The following is a 17,990-nucleotide window of genomic DNA, read 5'->3' as shown; positions in this document are numbered from 1 at the left end:
ATGGCTGACATAAACATGTTTGTAGCCAGTCTAAGTCAGAAACATGAGTCGGAAAACTATCCCAACGCGGTTGATTTCCAAAAGCATATTCCGGTTTATGATGGTGATCAGTTGCGCCGCTTGGATGCCAGTGCTAAGGCGGATGTTGAAGCCGAGTGGATTAAATGCTGGCAGCAAGGTGCAGGCGTCTTTGTAGTCCGTAAGTTATTTGATCAAATGGCAGTTGTAGATGCTGCAACGCAGGTGTTTTATGATTTGTTGCATGATCAAAACAAAACCCAACACGATCTGGCTGATCATTTTGCAGCTTCGGGTGCTAATAGCCGTGTTTGGAACTGTTTGGAAAAAATGGCGGTTCATAATGCAAAAGCCTTCATAGATTATTATAAAAACCCCCTGTTGGCGGATGTGTGTTCAGCTTGGCTAGGGCCAGATTACCAGATCACCTCACAAGTTAATTTGATACACCCAGGTGGTGCTGCCCAACAACCCCATCGAGACTATCATTTGGGCTTTACTAATGATGAAGAGCTGCAGCGCTACCCACTGCACGTTCAGAAGATGTCGGCTATGCTCACCTTACAAGGCGCCGTGGCCCATATAGATATGCCTATAGAATCTGGTCCAACCTTACTATTACCCTACTCTCAGCGCTACGAACATGGTTATGGACTTTACCGCAACCCTTTATTCAAAGCCTATTTTGCTGAGCATGCGGTGCAAATGCCTTTGAAGAAAGGCGATGGTATGTTTTTTAATCCTGCATTAATGCATGGAGCCGGAGCAAATACTTCAGCAGATGTAGAGCGTATGGCCAATTTACTGCAGATATCTTCTGCATTCGGTAAAGCGATGGAATCTATCGACCAGCAGCGCATGCAACTGGCTTGTTATCATCATCTTAGTGTATCCAAGCTAAACGATGAGGAATTATCAGCTGTAGCGACAGCCCTAAGTGATAGTTATCCCTTTTCTAGCAACATGGATCGTGATGCGCCAGGAATAAGTCTAAAGCCTTTAAGCGGGCGTGATTTATTACTGCAGGCTGTTGAAGAAAGTTGGCCGCTGCAACAGCTTAAGAGCGCTTTGCAGGATTTGAATTGGCGCAAAGCCTCCCATTAACTGGGGGCTCTAATTTGGCAGGTATTCAGATGCAAGAATTCCGTCAGATAATCGTGATTAATTCTGTTAAGGTGAGTAATCGTTACTAATTGCGTAAGCCCGTGAAATCGAGTCATTACTTCGCCAACCGTTTGTCTATGAGCCAAAAAATTACGGTCTTAATGACTGTTGTATTGTTAGGCTTTGTTGCCGTGGTTGGTGTTGCCATCATACAGGTTAAGAATTTAGCTGATATATCTGCACGACTAACCTCTGCCAACTTACCGTTGATTCATTCGGCATCAAATATTGGCTTTTTAATCCAGGCTCAGTATACAAGTGCTCAGCGAATCATCTTATCCAATACAACTGAATCGTCAATGAGTCCATTGTTGAATGTGGTTTCATTTAACGGTGTTGAATTTTTAGAAAGCGGCCTATTGCTGCAACAAACCATCGCTGAAGTGGAAACAAGGATACGGGTGTTAGCTAGCGAAGAAGGTTCACAGCACACGATGGTTGCAGAAAATAAATCCAGCTTGTTGTCTATTTTGTTTGAGTTAAGAAGGTCTACCCAAGGTTACCAAAAAAAGGTAGAGGCTTGGCTTCAAAGTAGGCCTACATCAGCTAATACTGGGGCAATGTTAAGCCAGCTGTCAGGCATTGAAGTGCTCACGGACAAGTATTTTTTAGCCTTTGATGAGATGATAAAATCTGTCAACCAGGATACAGAAAGTGAGGTTTTTTTTGAAGAAAAAATCGCCATTGGATTAATTATTTTGACGACGCTATTAGCGTTAGTCCTAGTATTGACCATAATGTACGTCATTGTAAGAAATGTAATAGCTAAGCCTTTACAACAACTCACGGATACAATAAACGTCTTTGCGCCCTTGCATAAAGTTGAAGAATCGGAGTTTGAGAAGTCAATTATCCTGCGTCAAGACGAGTTGGGCCGAATGGGACGAAGTTTTAATCGGCTTAAACACGATCTGTGGACCCAAGGTGAAGATCTTGCCAAGGCCATTAATGAGGCCGAGCGAGCGAACCGTGCTAAGTCAGTTTTTTTGGCTTCTGCCAGCCATGACCTGAGGCAGCCACTAAGTGCAATGCAAATGTACATTGCGGCTCTAAGGCAAAAGGTGGAATCCCAAGATATTGTTAAAATAGTGGATGATATTGATGCTGTTTCTGTATCAACAACTCTGTTGTTAAATGCGCTGTTAGATGTGTCACAGCTAGAAGCGGGGGCTATCAAACCTACAAAAGAAAATTTCTGCGTACAAAATCTACTACAAAGTGTTGCTCGTGCATATTTACCTTTAGCCGAGGAAAAAGGCATACGTTTGCGGATTGTGCCGTGCCATGTGTATTTATACAGCGATATTACCTTGGTTGAACGTATTATCAGTAACTTCGTTTCCAACGCCTTACGTTACACCCGAAGTGGATCTGTGCTTGTTGGGTGCCGCAGACGCCAGCAACATTTATGTATCGAAGTAATGGATACCGGTTGTGGCATACCCAAACATCAGCTTGCTCCCATTTTTGATGATTTCTATCAACTTGATAACAAAGAAAGGGATCGAGGCAAGGGCCTTGGTTTAGGCTTAGCAATTGCTAAGCGTTTGTCCATTTGTTTAGACCATGATATTGAGTGTGACTCCAACTTAGGGCGTGGGTCGCGGTTTGCAGTGCAAGTGGATCTGGGATATGCAACTATGAATCCAAACACCTCAACCTTATCAAACTTAGGAGTTAAGTCATTACTCGGTGAGCGCATTTTACTGATAGAGGATAACCTTGAGGTGCAGAAGGCGAGTAAGCAGTTGTTGGAATCTTGGGGTTGTGTAGTGCATTGTGCTCAAGATGCAGCAGAGGCCTTGGCGTGGGCTTCCGGTGCCAGTCAAACTATACCTGGACTAATTTTGGCGGACCACCGATTGCCAGGCGTGGCTAATGGCGTCGAAGCCGCCCAGCGAGTTTGCATGACGTTAGGTTTGGATATCCCTACAATAATTGTTACTGGCGACGTGGATGACAATCATATTAAGGGCATCAAAGAACAAGGTTACCTAGTCTTGTGTAAGCCCGTAAGGCCAGCAAAACTGCGGGCAGCAATATCAAACCATCTATAGGCTAATCTTCTTGAGCTTTACCATAAAAGGCCACAGCCTCGGTTCGGTTTTTCACCTGCAGCTTTTTAAACAACGCTGACACGTGCATTTTAATGGTTGGTAAGGTCAAACCTAACTGATCGGCGATGGCTTGGTTTGAAAGACCTGATTGCATTAGTTTCAACACATCTTGTTGCCTGCGGGTCAGATCTACAGTTGGATTTGGTTGCAAGTTTTGTGCAGGTGCGGCGACGTCATCGATAAAATTAAGCACATGAGGGGGAACATAAATACCACCTTCTAATATTAACTTAATAGCACTTAGAGTAACGTTAGGGGGCAATGACTTTGGAATGTATCCTGAGACGCCAGTCGCCATTGCAGTTCGAATTGAGTCAATGTCATCACGTACGGAAACGACGATAATTGGAACATCAGGCCACTGGCGGCGGATTGAAGTAAGGCTGGTGTTAACGTCCATGCCAGGCATATTTAAATCGAGCATTATAAGATCAATATCGGCTTGGGTAGATAACACCTCGATAACTTGATTATAACTATTGGCTTCAAAAACTTTGCAGTCTGGTGCTGCCATAGCAACAACTAGGGCTAGACCACCCCTAACTAGAGCATGGTCATCTGCAATTAAAATGCGCAAATTTTGCGCAGGGAATAGGGCGCCGGTGGCGCTTGAATAGGTCATAAGAAATCCGTCTCTAAGTTGTTAATAATAAAGGTGTTCAATGTTGTTTAATCAGGTGTTCGGTCTAATCTTATTTTTATAGGTAAGGACGAGGCGCTGGCGAAAATTTTCGGCCATGATGGAAATGATGAGTAGAGAGCCAATGGCTACCATTTGGTAGTATGAATTTATACGCATCAGGTTCATTCCGTTCTGAATTAAAATGATGAAAATGGCTCCTAAAACCACATTATGTAATTTACCAATTCCACCGTGTAAACTTACGCCGCCAATAGCGCAGGCTGCGATTGATAGCAAAGGGTAACTCACCCCTAAATTAGATTCACCCGTTTCCAGCCTTGCGGTGATTAAAAGTGCTGCAATGCCAGTAAATAAAGCTGCAGTAGTGTAGGCAATCACGAGGCATAATTTGGTATTAATCCCCGACAATTGAGCAGCTCTTAGGTTGCCACCAATTGCATATATATAACGCCCCACCCTGGTCCAATTAAGGAATATGTACATTAAACTTATGCAAGGAAGGGTTACGAGAATAGGTACGGGTATGCCAGCCCAGACGCCATAACCAAAAATGTCGGTAAAACTTGGTGGCATACCATAAATGGGGATACCACCGGTCAAAGATAAGGCTAAGCCGAGCACTATCGATGACATACCTAAGGTCATGATAAAGGCGGGCACACGGAACCACGCAACACCAATACTGTTAACTAGCCCAATGCTCGCACAGGCCCCCAGGCCCACTACGCACCCAATTAAAATCGATTCCCAGCCAGAACCATGCCCTGACCACATTGCACCCATAGTAAGAGATGAGGCGACTGAGGTCATAGCAATCATTACGCCAACAGATAAATCTAAGCCTGCAGTGAGCATAACTAACATTTGTGCCATTGCAACCAGAATTAGGTAGGTGGAATGCATGGAAATACCACGTAGATTCGCTTGGGTGAGAAAGTACTCACTAGAAAAGCTAAAACCAAGTACTGCCAAAACTAGAAACCAGGGTAAAACACCACCTCTTATGTATAAAAAAATAATGAAATTGGTAGCCTGAGAGGTATAGGTTTGCCAATCTGCTGGCTTTTGATTAAGTCGGGTTTTGGTCATGATATGGATGCCTCTCGTTGGTCTAAATAACGGCTTAGAGTAGCTTCATTAATATTTTTATGGGGTATTTCAGCTAATAATTCTCCACGGTCAACAATATAAACGCGATGAGCGATGTTGGCCACTTCACTTAAGTCAGAAGAAATTAATAATATACTTGCGCCAGCATCACAAAAATCCTGCATAAGGCGGTATATTTCTGCACGTGTGCCTATATCCACGCCAATGGTTGGTTCATCAAGAATGAATAACTGTACATCACGCACAAAACCTTTAGCCAGCATAACTTTTTGTTGGGTGCCACCTGACAGATGACTAAGTAGGTTCTCAATGCTTAGCTGGTTAATTTTGAGTCTGCGGCTCACACTTTCCATTATCTGCTTTTCACCTTTTCGTCGCACCCAAAAACCAGTTGAAAACTTAGCTAAGTTCAAAGAGGGTAAGGAAATATTCTGGCGTATGCTGTGGTCCATAATGAGACCTTCAGTGTGGCGGTCAGCAGGTAAATAAAGCATGCCCCTGTCTAACATTGCGCGGGGCGTAAGGTCGTTTATGCCTAAGCCTTTATTATAAACTTGGTCATCCAAATAAGTGATGATCCCCGACTTGATTTGATTTAACCCAAAACAGGCTCTTGCAATATCAGCTGCACCAGATCCAGCAAGACCAGTGAGTCCCACAATCTCTCCCGCATTGACCGTCAGGCTAGCATCCTGTACCAGAGAGTTTGTTAAGCATAAGTTGCTGATATTTAATAACAGCCTACCAGTGTTAGGCTTTATAGTGGGGAAAAAAGACTCAAAGCGATGGCCAAATGCAAGTTCAATAAGTTGGCCTTCATCAATATCAGACGTTGTGTGAGTACCCGTTAAGTGGCCATCTTGCAGTATGCTTACTCGATCGCTTAAACGAAAAATTTCACTGGTTCTATGGGATACATAGACCACTCCAATGCCTTCTTTTTTAAGTACATCAATCATGGCAAACAACTGCTTTGTTTCTCGACCAGATAACGCTGCCGTAGGTTCATCCAATATCATGATGGCAGGCTTGCCATGGAAGGCTTTGGCTATTTCGACCATCCGTTGCTGGGCATGGGATAAATGGATAACTAATTGGTTAGGGTCCAGGTCAAATTCCAAGCGTTCTAATGTCTGTTTTGCCCACTGTCTTAATTTAGCTTTTTGTAGAAAGATGCCACTTGAAAGGTTAGATCCTAAGAATAGGTTTTCTTCTACTGTAAGTTGAGGTACTAAGGTGTATTCCTGAAATACGGCACTTATACCAAGGTCCTTAGCATGGTGTACGGAGTCAATTTTGACCCGTTCATCATTGATGAATATATCCCCACTAGTGGGTTGTATATCCCCAGTAATTATTTTCAATAATGTGGATTTACCGGCGCCGTTTTCACCAAACAATGCATGCACTTCACCTGCATAGATGTCAAAATCTAGACTCTGCAAAGTGGTGCTGCCAAAATAGTCTTTGCTTACACCTTGCAAGTGAATCAATGGCTTCGCATTTCGAACATGTAATTGATTGGCAAGCTGGGCTTCATTATGTTGGCTAGTAATCTTCATTTAATCCACCGAAAAAACTGGCGACCAGTACTTTGGTGCGAGTGTGGTATGACTTTCAAAGTTGTCAATATTCTCTGGCGTGACAATTATGATAGGCGGTTGTACATGTTCAGTAAGCCTTCCAGTTTGGCCAAACTCAGGCCTGCCGCCTGTGGCCATGGGTAAGCCTTCTAATAGCCTTACTGCTTGGTCTACAGACACACGTGCTTGGATAATCATTTGATCTGATGGCGCCATGGCAACTTGACCTCGGCGAATAAACATATCCATTCCGGGGGTGTAATAGTAGGCTACAAGTTTAACTTCTTTGTCTAATTTTCTTGAACGTAAGGCTCCTACTGCACCCTCAATACTCGTTGCAGTGCCAACAATATAATCAAATTCGGGTTGATCAGCCAAGACGTGAGTTTGCATGGCTGCTTCTACCAGTTTTAGCTGAATTGCCTTGCCTGTATCGCCCCATTTGGTATCCAGAATTTCTACCTGAGTACCCAACAACGCTTGACGGCATCCTTGGTCTGCTGATATAGACCAGCCGGCACTGGGAGGCCCAGGAAACCAGATAATTTTTACTTTTTCTTGATCTTGCTGGTGCTGCAGAGCGATCCACTGACAGGTGGTAAAACCCATGGTGGCAAAGCTTTGTAGTGAATTTGCATCTACCACTGTATTGATGCCAGTAATAATTACAATGACAGGTATTCCTTGAGCTCTTATCAAATCTATTTGTTTGGCATTTCCATGACTTGATATTGGGCCAATAATCAGTGCGTCAGCACCATTAGCAATACAATCATCCACTTGATTGAGCTGAGTTTCTAAATTGGTGTATCCGCCGGCCTCAAGTATCGTTATCTTTTGATTGAGGCGTTTAGCTTCGCTAATAATACCGAAGGCAACACCAGCCCAATAAGAGTCTTTAAGGTGAGGGAAGGAGACACAAATGTGATGTTTTTTCTGCACCATACTCGCATCTAACGATTGATAGACGACCTGTTCAAGTTGATCTACGTGATTTGTGGCTTCGGCCCAACACCTTAATTCGCCATTGGTGCAAGCAGGGTTGTAGATGCCAACTGTAGTGGCCCAAGAGGAGGTGCTACTAGCCTCAGCAACTGTTGTCACTGTAAGTCCAAATCCTAGTCCAAAAACGCATACTAAACCGAATAGGCAATATCTACACATAGATTGCCTAGGGTCATAAATCGGGCTCTTGTATATGAGGTGCGCCTCATTTTCGAATTTCATATGCGTCGACCATGGAGTCGTTGAACTACCCCCAGAGTATACACCCTTGAATTGCATTAGCGAACGAAAGTATGGGGAAGAAATTAATCTACATACTTTCTTGACTAAGTATGTATTAAAGCGTAAAAGTATACATACTTTAGATCGTATCTCTTGTTCTGACTAAATACTTTCAAGTCCTTACAAGGTCAGTGATACGCAAAAGTATGCTTTCAGATCGATAGCATCATTAAACAATTGGAGACTTTAGTAATGAAAATAAATACAAAACTGGTCTTTTCCTGCGCACTATCACTGGGATTGTCCTCTGCAGTAATGGCAGCTGGCATGGACGAAATTCCACAAAGTATCAGGGATCAAGTATATAACCCTAAATTGACTGATCCTGCGCAGCCCTTGGGCGAAAGCGCGTACCGTGATTGGAAATCTTCGCGTCAACCACCGTGGACTGTTGGTTATGCAAGCACTTATGCAGGCAACACTTGGCGTAAGGATGCAATGGAGCGTTTGTTAGGTGAGTTAAAACCAAAGTGGCAGGGTTTGGGGCTCCTTAACGACATTATTGTCACCCAATCGAACCTCAAGGATTCCCTCCAAATCCAGCAGATCAGACAGTTAGTTGACCAGGGTGTCGACGCTATTATCATCTGTTGCTCTAATCCAACAGCACTAAACCAATCTATTAAATATGCATACGATAATGGCGTTGCCGTATTTTCCTTCACAGGGTATCTGACATCCCCTTATGCAGTTAACTCTTCGGTTAACTATCATCAAGCAGGTTACGAAATCGGCCGCTGGATGGCCGAAGAGATTGACGAAAAAGGTAATATTTTGGTGGTTGAAGGTATCCCAGGAGCGTCTGCCTCAGATTCTCAAAACCGAGGCGTATTAGACGGCTTAGCTCAGTCGCCAGATATAAAAGTGACTGGCAATATAGCTCATATGTGGACTTCACAAGTGGGTCAAGCAGAAACCCAACGTTGGTTAGCCACTCACCCAAGACAGCTAGACGGTATTGCGGTGCAATCGTCTGGTGAAACGGGTGTGCTACAAGCTGTATTACAGTCTGGCCGAGACATTCCTCCGATGTCTATTGGTGGTGAAATGGGTGCCCTATGCTATTGGCGTAACAACCCTGAATACATCAGCGCAGCTATCCAAACGTGGCCCCCTGGTGATGATATCGAATTGGGTTGGAATATCATGATGCGCACTATGCAAGGTCAAGGTCCAAAGATTCAATCTGTACTTGTACCTTCTGTAACCATCGATTATGACGATGTTAAAGCCGTGCTAGGTGAAGATTGTGATCGCAATTCTACTGAATGGTACAACGTAGGCGTTGAAAGATGGGGCGGTGAAAACTACCTCAATAACTTTTTCTTAAATCCTGCAGACCCAGAAAAGTACGATCCTGCGTCGCACTAGCTGTTAATAGAAACTTATTGGGAGTCAGGAAAAGTGGTTAACTCAACTCAGGCTAACATAGCTGCTACCAGTGGTGGTAATGAAGAAAGTTTAACGACCTTTCCTGGCGATCTTTATGTAAAAAATGTATACAAGTCATTCGGCGTTACAAAGGCTTTGGATGGCGTTTCCTTTACCGGCCACTTTGGAGAAATTCATGCAATTATTGGCGGTAATGGTTCTGGCAAAAGCACCCTAGCAAAAGTATTAGCAGGTGTACTGCCCATAGATTCCGGTAAGGTGTCCGTAAACGGGCATCATCCAACTACACCAGGTGAGTCGCGTTCGATTGGCGTTGCCATGGTGTTTCAAGAAGTATTAGTCGCAGACGAATCTTCCGTGGTTGACAATTTGTTCGTCGGTGCTGATGGTTTTTTCTCCAAGAGCATGTCGGATAAAGAAAAACAGCAAAAAGCACAAACTTTGATGAGCGAGCTCGCAGGTGAAGACGTGGATCCGCTTCAACCAGCAGGAACTTTGCCTCTCAACATTAAAGCATGGATAACCATAGCGCGTGGTCTGTTATGTGAGCCAGATTTGCTCATATTAGACGAGGCTTCTGCAGCGTTAGACTTCGACTCAACGGAACGCTTGTTCCATAAAATGCGTGAAATGCGAGATAAGGGAGTGGCAATTATTATTGTTACCCACCGGATTGCTGAACTTATCCGCATTAGTGATCGTTGCACAGTAATGCGCGACGGCAAAGATGTTGGCGTGTTAGAAAAACAAGATATTACTGAAGAAAACCTTCTGCGTTTAATGACTGGTGGTAAAAAGTCATCTACACCTCAGTTAGGAGATGCAAATAAATCGACTAGTGAAAAGGTGGCTATACAAACTACCGGTTTAAAAGTTTGGCCAGATTCGGCACCTGTTAATTTTAGTCTAAAAAAAGGCGAAATTGTTGGTATTACAGGCTTAGATGGGCATGGACAAGATGACTTTGTGCGTATTTTAGCTGGGGTGAAAACGGCTGAACACGGTCATCCTGAAGTTAGTGCAAACCACGGTCAAGAAATGCACAAAGTACGTAGTTTGGCACAAGCAAAAGAAAATAAAATAGGCTTCGTTTCTGGCGACAGAAAGGCTGAAGGTATTCTTCCTAACCTGAGCATTTTCGAAAATCTATTGTTTGGCCTGTACAGCAGAAACGTAAAAATTGCAGGCCTCCGAATCATCCATTGGCTAGGTTTACGAGACATTTTTGATTGGGAAGTAGAACGACTGGCTATTAAAACAGGGGCAGAAGAAAACCTGATTACCTCACTTAGTGGCGGCAACCAACAAAAAGTAATGCTGGGTCGTGCTTTTGCTCAACACCCAACGAGCCTTATGTTGCTGGACCCAGCTCGGGGCATTGACCTGCATACCAAACGTGACCTCTACCAACAACTTCGAGAGTTTGCTAGTGATGGTGGATCAGCTGTTTATATGTCGAGTGAGCTAGAAGAATTTATAGGCTTTTGCTCCCGTGTATTGGTATTTCGTAACGGTAGTATTTTTGAAGAATTTGTTGATGAAAAAGTGAGTGGCGTTTCTATCTTAGAGTCTATGTTCGGTCGCTATCAGGGTGACCAGAATAATGCAGTACCCTCAAACGTTACCCTTATTGCACCCAACCAAAAACCCACCATAGATAATAATGGAGGTGATCCAGTGTCTGATTCAACCATCAGTGATTACTTTAGACCAAAAAATTCAAAATCTGCAGAAGGCCCAATTGACAGCGATTACTCCAATGTAGACGAAGTATTATTTGGTCAATTAACTGATCACCATGAGCAAAATATGAGTCTGTTAGCTCAACCAGAAGAAACGTTGGATCCATCTAGACAAGAACAATCCTATAGCAATCAAGACAACGGCCAGTTTGATGAGCTTTTGAAAAACACCTCAAACGCACTAGCTGGAAAACGGTTTGTGCCTGTCGGTATGGATCAGGGTCAGGGTCAGGATTACAATAGTGGTGACGAGGAAGGATTCGCCCAGCTACTTAATCAGACCATAGAAAACCAAGACTCCAAGTTAAAAACACAGCCTGATGTGAATAACAAAAAGTCTCAAACACAGGTTCAAAACTCAATCTTTAATGACAAAGATCTGGACCAATTTAAACAACTAATGGTTGATTAAAAAATGACAAATGCACTAATCAAAAATACAGGCTCATCATCAAGCGCAAGTACCTATTTAATGGTGCCTATTTTTATTTTTTTTGTGCTCCTCATTTTTGCAGTAATTCGTGGTCCTTCTTTAATAAGCAGTGCTGGCATAGGCAGTGCAATTATCGTTGTTGCCCCCTTAGTTTTAGCCACCTATGCATTGACAATAATGGCTATGGCGGGCCGGGCTACTGTCGACCTTTCCATTGGACCGTTAATTGGATTTATTAATGTTAGCTTAATTCAGTTGGTGGGGATTGGGTTTTTAGAGTCTATTTGGGGCTTGTTTATATTCGCTATTGCAGCGGGTATTGCTTACCAATTGCTGATGAGCTTGATCATTGTTTATGTGCGTGTCCAACCCATTATTGTGGCTTTAAGTGGTTACCTTACTTTAGTAGGACTTAACTTAATTATTATGCAAAGGCCAGGGGGCGTAGCCACAGAGTGGATGTTGAGTTGGGGCGCGGGTACTGAAATTTTCTCTCCAGTGTTAGTGATTTTGGTTTTGGCGACAGCAGGTTGGTATCTCCTCGCCAAAACCGCTTTTTTTGGCAATCTGAAAATGATGGGTTCCGATGAAAGAGCGACCTATACTAGTGGAGTAAACATAAACTTAGTTCGTATTGGTGCACACGTTGTTGGCGGCATATATGCGGGTTTGGCAGCTATTACATTTACCTCTTTAATTAGTTCTGGCGACCCATCTCAAGGCACTACTTATACTTTGATGGCGGTCACAGCCCTGGTATTGGGTGGTGCAAACCTAGCTGGTGGTCGAGGAAGTGCATTTGGTGCACTGTTAGGTGCGTTGAATATCTACCTAATCACGTTTGTTTTGTCGACTTTCAATTTTGGTATGGTACAAAGCTACGTAACAGATTTGGCCTATGGTGTCATTTTAGTGGTGTCGCTGCTAATAAGTATTGCCATTCCTGAACTACAAAGGCGGGTGAAAAATTTGTCACCTATGATGTTCTTCGTCATTTGTGCAACCCTTGCCTTAGGGGTAGTGGTCCATGTTGCCCTTGATCAGTTTGTGGATCCGCTCAATCCCAAACCCAGGTTTAATTTTGCTAGCTCGTCAACTGAAGTTGATGATGGCACAGGCTACTCTGGCGGCACTTACTTTATGTTTATTATATTAGGGCTTGTTGTCACATCTTATATTGTGCGTCTGCTATTTAGTAAAAATACACCATCCATGACGGCCTTGGTAGTGTTACTCACAATTGTTGCTTTAGGCCTTATTTTTTCTCCTGAGGTGGGCTTAGATACTGTTGTTGCAGACATGACTCTTCAGGCCAAATTAGTGGTCAATACCAGCGTTAGTGCAACGGAATTCTTCGCCTTAGAAGCAACTCCCAAGAGCGCAATATCGATGGGGTTCAGTACCATTGTAATGGGCAGTCTGACTTTGTTGGCAGCAGCAGCAGCCATTTTATTGGCTTCTTTAGTCATACTGTTGGCCATGCCTCATGTAGCCATGGGTACAAAACGCTTGGGTATGATTTTGTTTTGGTGTGTATCCGTAATCGTTGGTATTGCAGTACTTTTTGGCCAGTCTTCGGAGGTTGGTTATTTGCAGTCAACGATGCCAGGAGAAACCTATGGCGTATTAATATTAGTGGCCATGTTGTTTGTTATTACGGCGCCCATGGTGCAAACCAAAGTTCACAATGTCACTAATTTATTTATTGGCGTGTGCGCCATATTGGCATTAATTGCGGTGTACTTCTTTGCCTCGTCACAAACCGGGTCTAATCTTGACATCGGTGTTTATGGCGAGCCTATATTAGGCACTGTGTTGGACTCCGTAGCCATTCCCCAGGTGATATACGCGGAACCGACTCGGATAATGGATGAGGGTTCTTCTGTCGCTGTATTTGCACAGCTTGCCTATGGCGCCATCATTGTTGTATTGGCCCATATTGTCATACGCCTAGCGATGGGAGGCGTCAGTTTCAAACGTTTTTGGCGTTATTGGTATGTGCCAGTGTGGGGCGCTTTTTTATGGGGTGGTTTGTTCTACTCCAGCGGAGTGGACCTATGGAAAATTATTTTGGTGGTTGGCATAGCGATCCTTTCAGCACCCAATGTCATGCACATTATCTCTACCTACATGATTGGTGAACACAAGGATGATGCTATCCGGCAGTGGAGCAATGAAAGAGGATGATAGGGCTAATAGAGTTAGAGAGTAATCATCATGCATAGAGCAGCGTTTATATTATTAAAGTGGCTGGGCTTTTTGTTGGCAGTTATTGTAGCTACCGTCAGTGCCGTCATGGGTTCAATTGAAGATATACCCACACAGCACGTAATGCTTTATTCGATAGCTATCTTTGCCGTCATTCTTTGGGGCTGGCATCACATTACCGTGCGCTGGACATGGCAACCAGCGTCTAATACCAAAGCAGAGTTAAACTCTGAAGAAAGCGAGCCCCACTTAAAAACACCTAAATCTAGTGACTCAACTAGCCAAGAACCAGACGATAGCTATATTGGTTCGCTTATTAACGATAACAAGTCATTACTCATTGCAGCTATCTTAATGATCGTTCTGTTTATGGCTGTAGCCTTTGCGGTCGATGGATTTTTACAATGGCGCAATATTTTAGCGGTTGTCATATTACTGTTGCTATTAGCAATAACAGTACTGATCAATAAAAATGTTAAAAATAATAAGAGTGGTTTAATGGGCACCACCGTATTAATTGGTCTATTTATCATAGGTACCTTAGTTGTTGAAGGTTTCCTATCTACCCTAAATTTAAAATCTATGCTCCTCTTTGCTGCATTTTTGGGGTTGGCATGTATTGGCCAAACCTTAGTTGCCTTGCTGGGAGGCCTAGATTTATCTATTCCATTTGTTATAGGTTCATCCAATATTGGTTTGATGTACTTACTCAACCTAGGGCTGCCACCCTGGATTAGTGTGATCACTATCTTATTAGCTGGCTCAGCTATTGGGTTTATTAATGGTGTGCTTAGTTTTCGACTTCAGGGCCAAGCATTAATACTTACTCTTGGTGTTGGTTTTGCAGTCTCTGGAGGCACACAAATTCTCACTACCATAGGCTCTTCATTTGGTGGCAACGTGTTTGGTGTAGTGCCTCCATGGTTATCAAATATAGCCGCCACCAATGGCAGTATTGCAGGTATACAAATCCCTCCCGTCATTCTCATTTGGATTCTACTCGCCATTGGATTAACTCTTGGTCTACGTCATACCATCTGGGGTCGTAGTCTTTATGCTTTAGGTGGCGGGAGAACTGCTTCTGCCAGGTTATTGATTTCAGAACGGGCTTACTGGATTGGTGTTTATGCCATAAGTGGTCTGTTTTCTGCCCTCACTGGATCATTACTATTGGGTTGGAGTGGTGGTGGATTTATTGGGGTGGGTGATCAATATTTATTTATGACTTTGGCAGCAGTCGTCGTGGGTGGAACTTCTTTATTGGGTGGCTGGGGTGGTTATGGATTTACGGTGATTGGGGTCTTGGTGTTGCAGGTGCTAACTTCTTTTTTGGTGGGCATAGGCTTGAGTTATGAAGGTCAACAGTTTGTTTTTGGTTTGTTGATTTTGCCTATGGTTGCTCTTTATGCGAGGTCGCCACACATTCGAACTCAAATATGATTAAGACTTACTTTGTAAAGGCTGATCAGTTTGATTAACTAAACTGGTAACAACAACTAATAATAATGACTAAATGTAGAGGGTTTCAATGAATAACATGCTATTACCGACAGACGTTGTAGGGGGCACCTTTTGGCTTCTATCTATGGCGATGATAGGCGCAGCGGGATTTTTCTTTTTAGAAAAAAATCGTATGCAACGTCATTGGCAGCCAAGTATTGCCCTAGTAGGAGTAATGATGCTTATTTCTGCAGTTTTCTATCACTATGCAAAGACCATGTGGGTCAACACGGGAACCGCACCCATCATTTTGCGCTACGTAGATTGGGTGCTTACTCATAGTATCCAACTAGTGTTGTTTTATTTGATCCTTAGCGCGACTACAAAAGTCTCTCCCGCTCTTTTTTGGCGTCTACTCATTGGCTCTTTGGTCATGGTGGTTGGAGAATTCTTAGGTGCGGCTGGATATATGAGCGAGGCCTTAGGATTTATTATTGGCATTGTGGGTTGGCTGTATATTTTGGGTGAACTCTATATGGGTGAGGCTGGTAAAGCTAACGCAGCATGTGACGATCAAGCCGTGCATTTTGCATTTAATGGGCTGCGTCTTATTGTCACTATCGGCTGGGCTATCTACCCACTGGGATACTTTATCGAACATCTAGGTGGTGGTGTAGATGTGAACAGCCTAAATATTATCTACAACTTAAGTGATTTTCTTAACAAAATAATTTTTGGATTTGTTGTCTATTTAGCCGCAGTTGGTGCCGAACAAAAAAGTCCGAATTCGAACAAACTTTAACTATTTCTAGCAGAATAAGGAGAATAAAAAATGACCGGTGCAGACATTATTGCAGTTATCATACTCACAGCATTAGCAATCGCCATTGCAGTTTATCTGTTGCATTGGCTTTACCGACGCTCGTCAAAAGAAGTGTCTTTTGTGAGGACTGGCCTTGGAGGCGAGAAAGTAGTACTTAATGGGGGTGCTTTTGTATTACCTATTATTCACAACATCACTACAGTGGGTATGCGGACTCTACGCATAGAGGTGAAACGAGGTGGTGACAAATCCTTTATTACACAAAATCGAATGCGAGTTGAAATAGTTGCGGAGTTTTATGTGCGTGTCAGCCCCACCCCTGCTTCTGTGTCTATAGCCGCAGGCTCCTTGGGTCAAAGAACTCTTGAGCCAGATAGCCTAAGAGAACTCGTTCAAGGGCGATTTGTGGACGCGCTGGGTATTGTTGCAGCGAAGATGACCATGGAAGAAATGCAAGAAAATCGGGGCGACTATATTAAATCAGTGAAAATATTAGTGGCTGAGTCCTTAAGCGAAACAGGTTTGGTGCTTGAAGCTGTGTCGCTAACAAGTCTTGATCAAGCCAGTTTAGATGTTTTTAACCCCTCTAACGTTTTTGATGCTGAAGGTCTAACTCAGTTAACAGAGCAAATAGAAACTCGTAAAAAGAAACGCAACGATATTGAGCAAGACACCACCATTAAGATCCGTAGTAAAAATTTGGAAACGGAACAAAAGGCTCTCGAGATTGATAAGCAGCGTGAGTTTTCTCGATTAAAACAGGAACGCGAAATTGCTAAACAAAAATCGAAAGAACAAACGGAAATTGCTACAGAACAGGCTGTGCAGGAACAATTAGCAGAAGCCTCACGTATTAAATCCCACGAAGAAATAGAAAAAGCGCGTATTTCTCAACAAGATACTATCGAAGTAGAGCGTTCATTACGAGAGCATGAGTTGACCTTGCAGGTGGAAGAACGCAAGAAACTACGTAATGAGATTGAACGTCAAACAGAAATTGAAATTAAACAAAAGAACTTGGAAACGGATATCCGTAGTTTAGAAATAGATCGAGAAAATGAATTTGCTCGTTTGGATCAAGAAGAACAAATTGCTAAACGTCGAGCGCAGCAGAAAGCTGACGTTATGAAGGAGGAGTCTGAACGTTACCGCGAATCAGAACAAGCGCAGCTTAAAGCTCAAGAGAGTGTCAAAAAACTTAAAATTGAGCAACAACGAAGTATAGAGACTAGCCGCATTGAAAATGAGGAGAAGACTCAGACTAGAGAAATTGAAAAGCGCAAAACTTTGCAGATAGAAGAGCATGATCGAGATCTAGTAGTCACCGAAAAATTGGTGCTGGTGTTAAAAGCTAATGAACTTAAAGAGCAAGCCAGAGCACAAACAGAAATGGCATCAGAGCAAGTAGGGTCAGCGCGCGAAATTGAAATTGCCCAACGTAAAAAAACGTTACACCTTATCCGAGCAGAACAAGAAGGGGAGAGTGAAGCTATTCAAATTACTACCGTCGCTAAAGCAGAAAAAGAAGCCTCCCAAGAACGCGAGCAGGCAGAAAAATTCACATCCTTGGCAACTCAATTGCGCTATGAAGTCGATGCTGCGGGTAAGTTACTCCTTAATGACGCTGAAAATCAACGCAGTGACGCTAGTCGTCAGAGTGATCTGAAAATGCGTATAGCAGAAAATCTGGAGTCTATTATTCGTGAAGCTGTTAGACCCATGGAAAACATTGATGGCATTAAAATATATGAAGTCAATGGCTTGCCTGGTATTGGTGGTGGCCAAGGTGACTTCAATGCTGGTTCTGGCGGCTCGGGTGGTAATGGTACGGGTGGAAACTTGTCTGACTCTGTCGTGAATTCGGCCCTAAGGTATCGTGCACAAGTACCATTTGTCGATAATTTGCTTAATGAAATAGGCATGTCGTCGAGCGAAATCGGTAATATCAAAAATATTCTAGGCGATTACAACAAGGCGCCAGATGCTTCTGATAAATCAAGCTAATGCGCTGGTAACGAAGATGGTTAACT

The 17,990-nt window shown here is 43.2% G+C and carries 12 protein-coding genes; 8 read left to right on the top strand and 4 right to left on the bottom strand.

Translation table 11 applies throughout. The features are described from left to right. Together ABXT70_RS09315 and ABXT70_RS09310 are read left to right on the top strand one after the other, a co-directional pair. Positions 1-1,122, top strand: a complete 1,122-nt coding sequence (locus ABXT70_RS09315; protein ID WP_443640216.1) for a phytanoyl-CoA dioxygenase family protein — start codon at positions 1-3, stop codon at positions 1,120-1,122. A gap of 137 nt (positions 1,123-1,259) precedes the next feature. Next, on the top strand, positions 1,260-3,239 hold the full coding sequence (locus ABXT70_RS09310) for an ATP-binding protein (RefSeq protein WP_443640215.1): 1,980 nt from the start codon (positions 1,260-1,262) through the stop codon (positions 3,237-3,239). 1 nt (position 3,240) lies between these two features. On the opposite strand, the gene ABXT70_RS09305 is transcribed toward ABXT70_RS09310, so the two are convergent. The 4 genes from ABXT70_RS09305 to torT are packed head-to-tail and all read right to left on the bottom strand — an operon-like array spanning position 3,241 to position 7,739. Then, positions 3,241-3,921, bottom strand: a complete 681-nt coding sequence (locus tag ABXT70_RS09305) for a response regulator (RefSeq protein ID WP_443640214.1) — start codon at positions 3,919-3,921, stop codon at positions 3,241-3,243. A gap of 51 nt (positions 3,922-3,972) precedes the next feature. Further along, positions 3,973-5,031 (bottom strand): ABC transporter permease, encoded by a 1,059-nt coding sequence (locus ABXT70_RS09300; protein ID WP_443640213.1) that lies wholly within the window; start codon positions 5,029-5,031, stop codon positions 3,973-3,975. Beyond that, positions 5,028-6,614 carry a sugar ABC transporter ATP-binding protein gene (locus ABXT70_RS09295; RefSeq protein ID WP_443640212.1) on the bottom strand — a complete coding sequence of 529 codons (1,587 nt, stop codon included), beginning with the start codon at positions 6,612-6,614 and terminating at the stop codon, positions 5,028-5,030. The genes ABXT70_RS09300 and ABXT70_RS09295 overlap by 4 nt, the downstream gene beginning before the upstream one ends. Beyond that, on the bottom strand, positions 6,615-7,739 hold the full coding sequence (torT, locus tag ABXT70_RS09290) for a TMAO reductase system periplasmic protein TorT (protein ID WP_443640211.1): 1,125 nt from the start codon (positions 7,737-7,739) through the stop codon (positions 6,615-6,617). A gap of 375 nt (positions 7,740-8,114) precedes the next feature. Between torT and ABXT70_RS09285 the strand changes: the two genes are divergently transcribed. From ABXT70_RS09285 to ABXT70_RS09260, 6 genes are all read left to right on the top strand, one after another. Next, positions 8,115-9,293 carry an ABC transporter substrate-binding protein gene (locus tag ABXT70_RS09285; protein ID WP_443640210.1) on the top strand — a complete coding sequence of 393 codons (1,179 nt, stop codon included), beginning with the start codon at positions 8,115-8,117 and terminating at the stop codon, positions 9,291-9,293. A 33-nt stretch (positions 9,294-9,326) separates the two neighbouring features. Then, positions 9,327-11,468, top strand: a complete 2,142-nt coding sequence (locus tag ABXT70_RS09280) for a sugar ABC transporter ATP-binding protein (protein ID WP_443640209.1) — start codon at positions 9,327-9,329, stop codon at positions 11,466-11,468. Between the two features lie 3 nt (positions 11,469-11,471). Next, a complete protein-coding gene (locus ABXT70_RS09275) occupies positions 11,472-13,676 on the top strand; it encodes an ABC transporter permease (protein ID WP_443640208.1) in 2,205 nt (734 codons plus the stop codon). 30 nt (positions 13,677-13,706) lie between these two features. Then, positions 13,707-15,137, top strand: coding sequence for an ABC transporter permease (locus ABXT70_RS09270; protein WP_443640207.1), 1,431 nt, complete (start codon positions 13,707-13,709; stop codon positions 15,135-15,137). A gap of 88 nt (positions 15,138-15,225) precedes the next feature. Then, on the top strand, positions 15,226-15,939 hold the full coding sequence (locus ABXT70_RS09265; RefSeq protein ID WP_443640206.1) for a bacteriorhodopsin: 714 nt from the start codon (positions 15,226-15,228) through the stop codon (positions 15,937-15,939). 30 nt (positions 15,940-15,969) lie between these two features. Next, positions 15,970-17,964 (top strand): flotillin family protein, encoded by a 1,995-nt coding sequence (locus ABXT70_RS09260; RefSeq protein ID WP_443640205.1) that lies wholly within the window; start codon positions 15,970-15,972, stop codon positions 17,962-17,964. Positions 17,965-17,990 lie beyond the last annotated feature (26 nt).

This window comes from Candidatus Njordibacter sp. Uisw_039 (assembly GCF_047730075.1).
Taxonomy (GTDB): Bacteria; Pseudomonadota; Gammaproteobacteria; order Pseudomonadales; family Balneatricaceae; genus Njordibacter.
This window is presented reverse-complemented; position numbering and strand designations above follow the sequence as displayed.

Coding starts and splice junctions, on each gene's coding strand:
- ABXT70_RS09315 (WP_443640216.1), top strand. CDS start 1: ATGGCTGACATAAACATGTTTGTAGCCAGTCTAAGTCAGAAACATGAG.
- ABXT70_RS09310 (WP_443640215.1), top strand. CDS start 1,260: ATGAGCCAAAAAATTACGGTCTTAATGACTGTTGTATTGTTAGGCTTT.
- ABXT70_RS09305 (WP_443640214.1), bottom strand. CDS start 3,921: ATGACCTATTCAAGCGCCACCGGCGCCCTATTCCCTGCGCAAAATTTG.
- ABXT70_RS09300 (WP_443640213.1), bottom strand. CDS start 5,031: ATGACCAAAACCCGACTTAATCAAAAGCCAGCAGATTGGCAAACCTAT.
- ABXT70_RS09295 (WP_443640212.1), bottom strand. CDS start 6,614: ATGAAGATTACTAGCCAACATAATGAAGCCCAGCTTGCCAATCAATTA.
- ABXT70_RS09285 (WP_443640210.1), top strand. CDS start 8,115: ATGAAAATAAATACAAAACTGGTCTTTTCCTGCGCACTATCACTGGGA.
- ABXT70_RS09275 (WP_443640208.1), top strand. CDS start 11,472: ATGACAAATGCACTAATCAAAAATACAGGCTCATCATCAAGCGCAAGT.
- ABXT70_RS09270 (WP_443640207.1), top strand. CDS start 13,707: ATGCATAGAGCAGCGTTTATATTATTAAAGTGGCTGGGCTTTTTGTTG.
- ABXT70_RS09265 (WP_443640206.1), top strand. CDS start 15,226: ATGAATAACATGCTATTACCGACAGACGTTGTAGGGGGCACCTTTTGG.
- ABXT70_RS09260 (WP_443640205.1), top strand. CDS start 15,970: ATGACCGGTGCAGACATTATTGCAGTTATCATACTCACAGCATTAGCA.